12 protein-coding genes are annotated in these 9,589 nt (G+C 74.4%); 7 read left to right on the forward strand and 5 right to left on the reverse strand.

Annotated elements, in window-relative coordinates:
- Positions 1–52: 52 nt before the first annotated feature.
- From AB0B41_RS22315 to AB0B41_RS22325, 3 genes are all read left to right on the forward strand, one after another.
- Complete coding sequence (locus AB0B41_RS22315) at positions 53–1,207, forward strand: biotin/lipoyl-containing protein (protein WP_358206260.1); 1,155 nt, start codon at positions 53–55, stop codon at positions 1,205–1,207.
- Positions 1,194–2,354 carry an acyl-CoA dehydrogenase family protein gene (locus tag AB0B41_RS22320; RefSeq protein WP_358206262.1) on the forward strand — a complete coding sequence of 387 codons (1,161 nt, stop codon included), beginning with the start codon at positions 1,194–1,196 and terminating at the stop codon, positions 2,352–2,354. The genes AB0B41_RS22315 and AB0B41_RS22320 overlap by 14 nt, the downstream gene beginning before the upstream one ends.
- A 77-nt stretch (positions 2,355–2,431) precedes the next feature.
- Entirely contained in the window at positions 2,432–2,821 is a 390-nt protein-coding gene (locus AB0B41_RS22325; RefSeq protein WP_358206264.1) for a hypothetical protein, read from the forward strand.
- 18 nt (positions 2,822–2,839) lie between these two features.
- On the opposite strand, the gene AB0B41_RS22330 is transcribed toward AB0B41_RS22325, so the two are convergent.
- The 5 genes from AB0B41_RS22330 to AB0B41_RS22350 form a co-directional block, all read right to left on the reverse strand.
- A complete protein-coding gene (locus tag AB0B41_RS22330; RefSeq protein ID WP_156067544.1) occupies positions 2,840–3,013 on the reverse strand; it encodes a hypothetical protein in 174 nt (57 codons plus the stop codon).
- A 149-nt stretch (positions 3,014–3,162) separates the two neighbouring features.
- Positions 3,163–3,930 carry a 5'/3'-nucleotidase SurE gene (locus AB0B41_RS22335; protein WP_358206266.1) on the reverse strand — a complete coding sequence of 256 codons (768 nt, stop codon included), beginning with the start codon at positions 3,928–3,930 and terminating at the stop codon, positions 3,163–3,165.
- A 50-nt stretch (positions 3,931–3,980) separates the two neighbouring features.
- Positions 3,981–4,745 (reverse strand): transglutaminase-like domain-containing protein, encoded by a 765-nt coding sequence (locus tag AB0B41_RS22340; RefSeq protein ID WP_358206268.1) that lies wholly within the window; start codon positions 4,743–4,745, stop codon positions 3,981–3,983.
- 21 nt (positions 4,746–4,766) lie between these two features.
- Positions 4,767–5,726, reverse strand: a complete 960-nt coding sequence (locus tag AB0B41_RS22345) for an ATP-binding protein (protein WP_358206270.1) — start codon at positions 5,724–5,726, stop codon at positions 4,767–4,769.
- A gap of 128 nt (positions 5,727–5,854) precedes the next feature.
- Entirely contained in the window at positions 5,855–6,334 is a 480-nt protein-coding gene (locus tag AB0B41_RS22350; protein WP_358206272.1) for a copper resistance protein CopC, read from the reverse strand.
- A 363-nt stretch (positions 6,335–6,697) separates the two neighbouring features.
- Between AB0B41_RS22350 and AB0B41_RS22355 the strand changes: the two genes are divergently transcribed.
- The 4 genes from AB0B41_RS22355 to AB0B41_RS22370 form a co-directional block, all read left to right on the forward strand.
- A complete protein-coding gene (locus AB0B41_RS22355; RefSeq protein ID WP_358206274.1) occupies positions 6,698–7,225 on the forward strand; it encodes a hypothetical protein in 528 nt (175 codons plus the stop codon).
- A gap of 115 nt (positions 7,226–7,340) precedes the next feature.
- Positions 7,341–7,796 carry a MaoC family dehydratase gene (locus AB0B41_RS22360; RefSeq protein ID WP_037045224.1) on the forward strand — a complete coding sequence of 152 codons (456 nt, stop codon included), beginning with the start codon at positions 7,341–7,343 and terminating at the stop codon, positions 7,794–7,796.
- Positions 7,797–7,824: 28 nt separating this feature from the next.
- Positions 7,825–9,036 (forward strand): acetyl-CoA C-acetyltransferase, encoded by a 1,212-nt coding sequence (locus AB0B41_RS22365; RefSeq protein WP_358206276.1) that lies wholly within the window; start codon positions 7,825–7,827, stop codon positions 9,034–9,036.
- A gap of 7 nt (positions 9,037–9,043) precedes the next feature.
- Positions 9,044–9,589: MarR family transcriptional regulator (locus tag AB0B41_RS22370; protein ID WP_358206278.1), on the forward strand; the 546-nt coding region annotated here is incomplete at its 3' end.

The raw sequence follows: 9,589 nt of genomic DNA on the forward strand, positions 1-9,589 counted from the left end.
CCGATCTTCTGTTCGGGGGGGGGGCGCCCCCCCCCGACTGGACTGGTTCTTCATGGAGATGAACACCCGGCTGCAGGTCGAGCACCCGGTGACCGAGCAGGTCTACGGCGTCGACCTGGTCGAGGCGCAGCTGCGGGTGGCCGCGGGCGAACGGGCGCCGTGGCCGGCCGAGCTCACCCCGCGCGGGCACGCGATCGAGGTCCGGGTCTACGCTGAGGACCCGGCCGCGGGGTTCCTGCCCACCGGCGGGCGGATCCTGGCCCTGCGGGAACCGACCGGGCTGCCCGGCGTCCGGGTGGACTCCGGGATCGCCGAGGGCGGGGTCGTCGGATCGGACTACGACCCGATGCTGTCGAAGATCATCGCGCACGGCGCGGACCGGGCCGAGGCGCTGCGCCGGCTCGACGCCGCGCTGGGCGAGACCGTGCTGCTCGGGCTGGGCACCAACATCGGGTTCCTGCGCGCGCTGCTCGCCGACCCGGACGTCCGGGCCGGGGACCTCGACACCGGGCTGGTCGGACGCCGTCTCGAAGCGTTGACCACCCACGACCTGCCCGCCGACGTCGTCGGGGTCGCCACCGGGCTGGCCCTGCTCGACCTGGAGCCGCACGGCGAGCTGGTCGACCCGTTCGACATCCCCGGCGGCTGGCGGATCGGCGAGGCGGCCTGGACCACCCGACGCCTGGTCGTCGCCGGGCACGAGCCGGTCGAGGTCCGCTCCCGCGGACGCGCCGCCGACGCCGAGCTGTCCGTCGACGGCGGCGAGCCCTTCCGCACGTCGACCCACCTCGTGAGTGCCGACAGCCCCTCTAGCGGCGTTTCGCACTCACAGGGAGGTGTGACCAGGAACTACGCGGTCGCCCGGGACGAGACCGACGTCCACTGGATCGGACGCGACGGGTCGACCTGGGCGATCCGCGAGCAGGAGGCCCTCGAGGCCGCGGCCGAGGAGGCCGCTGCCGGGGCGGGCGGGCCGGTGCTCTCCCCGATGCCCGGCACCGTGACCGTCGTCGAGGTCACCGAGGGCCAGCAGGTCACGGCCGGGCAGACGCTCGTCGTGGTCGAGGCCATGAAGATGGAGCACGTGCTCACCGCGCCCGTCGACGGCACGGTCCGCGAGCTGCGCGCGCGCCCCGGCGGGACGGTCGCGAAGGACGCCGTCCTCCTCGTCGTCGATGCAGAAGGAGACACCGATGGCAGCGTTTGATTCCTATGGTGAGCTGTCCGAGGAGCACGCGGCACTGCGGGCGACCGTCGAGGACTTCGCGCAGAAGGAGGTCGCCCCGGTCATCGGGGAGTTCTACGAGCGCGGCGACTTCCCGTACGACCTGGTGCGCAAGATGGGCGCGATGGGCCTGTTCGGCCTGCCGATCGCCGAGGAGCACGGCGGCATGGGCGGCGACTACTTCGCCCTCTGCCTCGCCCTGGAGGAGCTGGCCCGGGTCGACTCCTCCGTCGCGATCACCCTGGAGGCGGGCGTCTCGCTGGGCGCCATGCCGATCAGCCGGTTCGGCAGCGACGAGCAGAAGGCGAAGTGGCTGCCGCAGCTCGCGGCGGGCGAGAAGCTCGGCGCGTTCGGGCTGACCGAGCCCGGTGGCGGTTCCGACGCCGGCGCCACCCGCACCACCGCCAAGCTCGACGGCGACGAGTGGGTGATCAACGGGTCGAAGTGCTTCATCACCAACTCCGGCACCGACATCACCGAGATCGTCACCGTCACGGCGGTCACCGGCGAGCGGGAGGGCAAGAAGGAGATCTCCGCGATCGTCGTGCCGTCCGGGACGCCCGGGTTCACGGTGAGCGAGAAGTACTCCAAGGTCGGCTGGTCGGCGTCGGACACCCGCGAGCTGTTCTTCGACGACGTCCGGGTGCCGGCCGAGAACCTGCTCGGCGAGCGCGGCCGCGGCTACGCCCAGTTCCTGTCCATCCTCGACGAGGGGCGCATCGCGATCGCCGCGCTCTCCGTCGGGCTGGCGCAGGGCTGCGTCGACGAGTCGCTGCGCTACGCCCACGAGCGCGAGGCCTTCGGCCACCCGATCGGCCACTACCAGGCGATCCAGTTCAAGATCGCCGACATGGAGGTCCGGGCGCACACCGCGCGCCTGGCCTACTACGCGGCCGCGGCCAAGATGCTCAAGGGCCAGCCGTTCAAGAAGGAGGCGGCCATCGCGAAGCTGGTGTCCTCCAACGCCGCGATGGACAACGCCCGGGACGCCACGCAGATCTTCGGCGGCTACGGCTTCATGAACGAGTACCCGGTCGGCCGCTTCTACCGGGACGCCAAGATCCTGGAGATCGGCGAGGGGACCTCCGAGGTCCAGCGCATGTTGATCGCCCGGCACCTGGGTCTGTAGGCGCCCGTCCGGGACGCGGTAGGTTGCCCTCGCGCCGGGCCCGCAGCAGGGCCCGGCGGACCGGGGGAGGAGCCGACGTGGCCAGCTGGACCGATCTGGTGTCCTACGTGCGGGTGCGGTACGAGGTGATGCGCTCGACCGACACCGAGCTGTGGTTCAACCTGCCCACCACGGGGGAGCGCACCCAGCTGGTGATCGTCCGCAGCGTGACGGGCGAGGACGGCGACGGTTGGGCGCAGATCGTCTCGCCGGTGGGCAAGCTCGGCGACCTCGACCTGCCCACGCTGCTGGAGAAGGCGGGCGAGTCGGTCGTCGGCGGCGTCGCGGCGGAGGAGGGCGTGGTCGTGTTCCGGCACTCCATCCCGCTGCACGAGGGCGAGCTGCCGGCCTTCGACCGGCCCTTCCAGCTGGTCGTGAAGATGGCGGACCAGCTCGAGGAGCTGCTCACCGGGCGCGACGAGCACTAGCCTCCCGGGCCGGCGGACTCAGCCCACCGGCAGCGGTTCCAGCGCCTGCTCGACGACGGTGCGCAGCCGGGCCAGCAGCTGATCGGCCTCGGCCCAGGTGAGGGCACCGGTGGCGACGCCGCCCCGGATCTCCTCCGCCACGGCCCGCGCGAAGCGGGTGGACCACTCGTGCCGCTGCTGCCCGTCCGTCATCGACATAGTGTGACCTGTGTCATTGATCACCCCTGATCCGGGGGTCACTCGTGTCACGGGAGTCACTGCGGCCCCGTCCGGCGACGTCGAGAAGAACGCGCGGTGCCGCTGAGGAGGCGTGGTCACGGCTCCGTGGTGACGGAACGTGGTCAGCGGCCGTCGAGCAGACCGGGGACCGAGGAGACCGAGCGCAGCTCGCTGAGCGTGGGGTGGCCCTGGGCGAGCAGGGCGACGTCCGTGCCCTCGGCAGGGATCTCGTCGGGCTCGGAGACCGTGGTGAGCAGCGTGCCCGGCGCGCCGTCCACGCCCGACTCGTGCTCCACCCGCACCTGCACCGAGCCGAAGTGGGCCAGCTCCGCCTCCCGCAACGGCCCGATGTCGGCGGCGGGCCGGTCCGGGACGTTCAGCGAGAGCACGGTGCCGCGCGGGCGGGCGAGCAGCACCTCGAGCACCTCCGGCAGGAGCTCCACCACGGACTCCCAGTGCGCGCCGTCGCGGCCGCGCAGGCCGCAGTCCAGCGACGTCGCCAGGCCCGACCAGCCCTTGAGGGCACCGGTGAGCACCGCCCCGACCGTCCCGGAGTGGATCACCGCGTGCCCGACGTTGGCGCCGACGTTGATCCCGGACAGCACGATGTCCGGCCGCGGGTCGAACCAGCCGTCGCCGGCGGCGTGCACGATGAACGCCGGGTGGGCCTCCACCGAGAAGGCCGGGACCTGCTCGAGCCCGGGCAGCACCTGCGGGTGCACCTTCACCCGGCGGCCCTCGGCCACGGCGAACACGGACGCCCCCACGCCCGTCGAGTCGACGTGCGGCGCGGCGACGGTGACGTCGAAGCCGGCCGCGAGGGCGCCGCGGGCGAGGGCGTGCAGCCCGGGGGAGGCGATGCCGTCGTCGTTCGTGATCAGGGCGCGCACGCCACCGACCCTAATTCAGTCGCCTGGCATCCGACGCGGCGTGCGCTGCGCTAGTTGAGGTGGGCCAGCAGGGAGCGCGCGGTGCGGAGCAGGCGTTCCTCCCGCTCCGGCGGGTGCGTGCCGCCGGCCAGGTAGGCGGTGATCAGCCGGGCGCCCTCGTCCCAGCGGGCCTGGGTGCCCAGGACCTCGCCGAGCTCGACGAGCCGCTCCTCGTCCGGCCGCACCGCCAGCCGCATCCGCAGCACCCACTCGCGGTCCGCGGGGCCGCCCCGGGTCCGGTACACCGCCCGCAGGTTCTCCAGCATCCGCACGAGGATGTCCCGGGTCGACGTGCGGGGCAGCATGTCCGGTCCGAAGGGCGCGGCCGACCCCGTGACGGCCCGGAAGCGCTCCTCGCAGCCGGCGCGGTCCATGCGGCGGCCGCCGTCGAACACGTCGAGGTACTGCTCGGTGTCGGCCACCCGCACCAGGAAGTGCCCGGGCATCCCGATGCCCTCCAGCCGGATGCCCGCCCGGCGGGCCACCTCGATCGCGACCACGGACAGCGTGATCGGGATCCCGGTGCGGCGGGTGAGCACCTGCGGCAGCAGCGAGTTGCGCGGGTCGCCGTAGTCCGTGCTGTTGCCGGTGAAACCCTCCTCGACGAAGAGCCGCCGCACCAGGGCGGGCACGGAGTCGACGCCCTCGGCCAGCCGGTCCAGCTCGGCGAGCCAGGGAGCGGGGTCGAGGTCCGGGTCCGCGCCGGCCGCCAGGGCCAGGGCGGCCTCGTCGAGCGCCGGTTCGGCCCGGGCGACGAGTGCGACGAAGCGGGCCACCGGCCCGTCCTGCTCCACGGCTCAGCCCGCCCCGCGGTGCGGCTCGACGAGCAGCCGGACGGTGGTGCCGGACGCGTCGCTCCAGACCTGCAGGACGTCGCTGAGCTCGGAGGCGAGCCAGAGCCCACGCCCGCGCGCGCCCGCCGCGGGCGGCGCCACCATGCCGGGGAACGGTATGGCCATACGGCCGACGTCGTGCACCTCGGCGACCAGCCCGTTCCGCGTCCACAGCCGCAGCCTGCCGCGGCCCGGCCCGTGCTCGACGCTGTTCGTGGCGATCTCGTTGACCGCGAGGACGAGGTCCGCGGTGTGCTCGGGGTCCAGGCCGGCCCGCGGCGCGGTCTCGGCGACCAGGTGCCGGACGGCCGGGAGCCCGGCGAGGGTCACCTCCAGCTCGGCGACAGCCGGCCCCAGGTCTGGCGGGGGCGGCGGCGGGTAGTCGGCCAGGATCTGGACCGGGTCGCGCAGGCTCCCCGTCGGGAGGCTCTGCCCGCCGACCCGCATCGCCGGGTGCGTGGCGCGCACCAGGTCCAGGTCGCCGTCGGCGGGGCACGGGCAGAGCATGGTGACGGGCAGGCCGTCGAGGGCGACGTTGAGGGCCGCGTCGAGCCGGATCCAGTGCCCGCGCTCGACCCCGGGCAGGTCCAGGTGCTGGGCGATGACGGTGGTGCGCGCGTCGGGGTGCGGGTCGCGGCGGATCGACCGCGCCCAACGGCTCGCGACGGTGAAGGCCGGGACGCGGTGCACCTCGGCGGGGTCCCGCCACTCGACGTCGGACGCGGCGGACCCGAGCACGGACTCGAGCGCGGCGCGGTTCGGCCCGTCGAGGACGGCGACGACCCGCCCCCCGTCGCGGAGGGCCTCGTCGACGGGTGCGTGCAGCTCACGGGCCAGGAGCGCGGGCTCGCGGTAGGGGACGCCCTCGTGGACCATCCCGGCGGGCCGCTGCCGGGCCGCCCCCTGGACCGTCCCCTGGTCCATGCCCTGCCCCACCCCCGGTCGACGGTTCGCCAGCGCAGAGTAGTGCGCAGGCACCGGGCACGCCGAACGGAGCAGTACCCGTCGCGGAGCGTGCCGGGATAGCCACCCACCGCCCCCGGTGGCGCCCGCTATCGAGCCCGTGCGAGCAGCGTCGCCGCGCCGCCGACGAGCAGCAGCAGGCCTGCGGCCAGCCCCACCGCCGCGGAGCCGGCCAGGTCGGTGACCGCGGCCGCCGGGACCGAGGCCGCGGCGGCCGGGGCGACGGCGAACAGGAAGGTGCCGCTGCGGGTGCCCGCGCCGTCCGTCACCCGCCAGTCCACGGTGTAGCTGCCGGCGGTGAGCCCGCCGTCCAGGTCGACGGTCGCGGTACCCGCGCGGAGCACGGGGTCGCCTACGTCCCGGCGCACGCCCGCCGCGTCCGTCACGAGGATCGTCACCTCGGCTCGCGGCTCCGCCGGCCCGACGGCCACGCTCACCCGGTCCGGCACCGAGGCCACCGTGGAACCGGGTGCGGGGCTGGACGACGGGTCGGCGGCCGCGGCCCCCGCGGGGAGTACGAGGCCCGCGGCCAGCGCCGCCACCCCGATCACCGCCCGCCAGGTCCGCACGCGGGAACGGTACGGAATCGGGAGGGCCGCGGTATTTCCTGCAGGTAACCGATGATCGCGGGGGCGGCCCGGAATGGGTCGCGGCGGACGTGACCCGGAAGCGGCCCGATCATGGCTCGGACGGGTGGGTGATGTGACGTGGCCGACGGAGCCGCAGGTGACGAGCGTACCGACGATCCCCGGTCGCGCCGCACGATCGGGTGCGGTTCCGTGGTCGAGCGGTCACGGAATGCGGTCGCCGTGCCTTTTCCGTCGATTCCGGAGAAAAACCTCGAACGCGCTCGGTCGTTGTGCGGCCGGAGTGCGATCGGCCCGTCGCCCGGCGGGGAGTGGCGATCCGCGGGTGGCGAGGAGGTGGGCTGCATGACGGCCGAGCTCACCGATCCCGCGCGCTCGCCGGACCCCGGCGCGTCGGCCGTGCACCTGCTCGACGTCGTCTCCGCCGACGCGCTGATCCGCCGGCCGGGCGGGGAGGACCTGCCCGCCGCCGTCGGCTGGGGCGTGCTGGTGCTGCCGGTGTTCGGCGCGGATCCCGAGCTGAGCGTCGAGTTCACCGGCCGGCCGGACGCGGAACCCGACGACGGGGAGCCCGGGGAGGACGCCCCCGCCGGCCCCCGCTGGCTCGCCTGCGCCGACCTGCGCCGGGTCCGGCACGACGTCGTCGCGGTCCGCGGCCTGCTGCGGGCCGGTCCCGCGCTGGCCGCCCCGGCGGAGGTGCCGCCGCCGCCCGAGGGCGCGGCGCACCGGGTACAGGGTGTGTTCCGGATGCGGCCGCTGCCCGGCCGGAAGATCGAGATCCGGCTGGCCGCGGCCCTCGCCCCGGCGGGCGGCGTCGAGCCCGGTGCGGGGGCCCCGGCGCGCCTCGAGCTGCGCGGGACGTTCGCGCGCTGAAGGCCCGCGGGGCCGCCGTGGGGTCGGCCACGGACGCCCTCCGGACCCTCTCCGATGTGGCAGGGTTGCGGGCGGAAACCAGGCAGGTACTGCACGCACTTCACGAGGTGGTTCGATGCGCGTCTTCAACGGTGTGGACGAGGTCCGCGAGGCCAAGGGCACCCGGCTCGGCGAGTCGGAGTGGGTCACGGTCGAGCAGAAGCACATCGACCAGTTCGCCGAGGCCACGGGCGACCACCAGTGGATCCACGTCGACGCGGCGAAGGCGGCCGAGGGCCCCTTCGGCAAGACCATCGCGCACGGATTCCTCAGCCTGTCGCTGCTGCCGGTCCTGGTGAAGGACGTCTACTCGATCGAGGGCGTCCGGATGGGCATCAACTACGGCCTGAACAAGGTGCGGTTCACCGCGCCCGTGCCCGTGGACAGCAAGGTCCGCGGGGTCGTCGAGCTCGTCGACGTCGAGGACACCAAGGACGGCGCCGTCCAGCTGACCACCAAGGTCACGGTGGAGCTGGAGGGCTCGGAGCGGCCTGCGGTCGTCGCCGAGTGGCTGACCCGCCAGTACGTCTGAGTCGGGCGGCCGGGAGAGGAGAGACATCATGCGCGACGCGGTGATCTGCGAGCCGCTGCGGACCCCGGTGGGGGGTTTCGGCGGGTCCCTGCGGGACGTGCCGGTGAAGACGCTGGCGTCGACCGTGATCGCGGCGCTGATGGAGCGCACCGGTCTGCCGCCGGAGTCGGTCGACGACGTGCTGCTGGGCAACTGCTACCCCACGATGGACTCGCCGGCGATCGGCCGGGTGGCCGCGCTGGACGCGGGGCTGCCGGTCACGGCGTCGGGGCTGCAGATCGACCGGCGCTGCGGGTCGGGCCTGCAGGCGGTGCTCTACGCCGCGATGCAGGTCCAGACCGGGGCCAGCGAGGTGGTGCTCGCCGGTGGCGCGGAGTCGATGTCCAACGCGTCGTTCTACTCCACCGCGATGCGCTGGGGCGCCAAGGGCGGGCCCGGGGTGATGCTGCACGACTCGCTCGCCCGCGGCCGCGTCACGGCGGGTGGCGATCACTACCCGGTGCCGGGCGGGATGATCGAGACCGCGGAGAACCTGCGCAAGGAGTACTCGATCCCGCGCGAGGAGCAGGACGAGTTCGCGGTCCGCAGCCACCAGCGGGCGGCGGCGGCGCAGGCCGAGGGCCGGTTCGCCGACGAGATCGTCCCGGTCACGGTGAAGGGCCGCAAGGGCGACACCGTCGTGGAGGCCGACGAGCACATCCGGCCGGACTCGAGCGTGGAGACCCTGGCCAAGCTGCGTCCGATCATGGGCAAGCAGGACGAGGCGGCCACGGTCACCGCGGGCAACGCGTCGGGGCAGAACGACGGCGCAGCGATCTGCATCGTCACCTCCCCGGAGAAGGCCGCCGAGCTGGGCCTGCGCCCGCTGGTCAAGCTGGTCTCCTGGGGCGTGGGCGGGGTGCAGCCCAAGACCATGGGCATCGGCCCGGTCCCGGCCGTCGCGAAGGCCCTCGACCAGGCCGAGGTGGCGCTCAAGGACGTCGACCTGATCGAGCTGAACGAGGCGTTCGCCGCCCAGGTCCTGGCGTGCACCCGGGAGTGGGGGTTCACCCCGAGCGACTTCGACCGGATGAACGTCAACGGCTCCGGGATCTCGCTGGGCCACCCGGTCGGCGCGACAGGCGGCCGGATCCTGGCCACCCTGGCCCGGGAGATGGTCCGCCGCGACGCCCGGTTCGGGCTGGAGACGATGTGCATCGGCGGCGGGCAGGGCCTCGCCGCACTCTTCGAGCGCGTCTGAGGTGTCCGTGGGCCTCGACCCCCACAGCCCCGACCCGTACGGGGTGGACGAGGCGGACGAGCTGGGCACCCAGCTCGTCCGTCTCATCCGGCTGGTCGACCGCGCCCAGGCGCAGCACCAGGCCGCGAACCCCGACGCCGTCGACCGCGCGGCGTACCTGCTGCTGGTGCACCTGGTGAAGGGCGGCCCGCGGCGCACGGGCGCGCTCGCCGAGATGGTGCACTCCGACCCCTCGACGGTGAGCCGGCAGGTCGCGCAGCTCGTGCGGCTGGGCTACGTGGCGCGCACCCCGGACCCGGAGGACGGGCGCGCCTTCCTCGTCGCCGCGACGGCGGAGGGCGAGCGGGTGTTCGCGGAGAACCGGCGGCTCCGCAACGAGCGGATCGCCGCGATCATGGCCGGCTGGACACCGGAGGAGCGGGCCATGCTCACCCGGCTGCTCGGCCGCTTCACGACCGGCATGGAGGAGCAGTGGTGGGGGGGGGGGGGGGGGGGGCGGGCGCCGCCCCCGCGGGCGGCGGAGCGGACGGGCGCCCGGGCGGCGCGCGGCGGC

The organism is Pseudonocardia sp. NPDC049154, from assembly GCF_040648315.1.
Lineage (GTDB): Bacteria > Actinomycetota > Actinomycetes > Mycobacteriales > Pseudonocardiaceae > Pseudonocardia.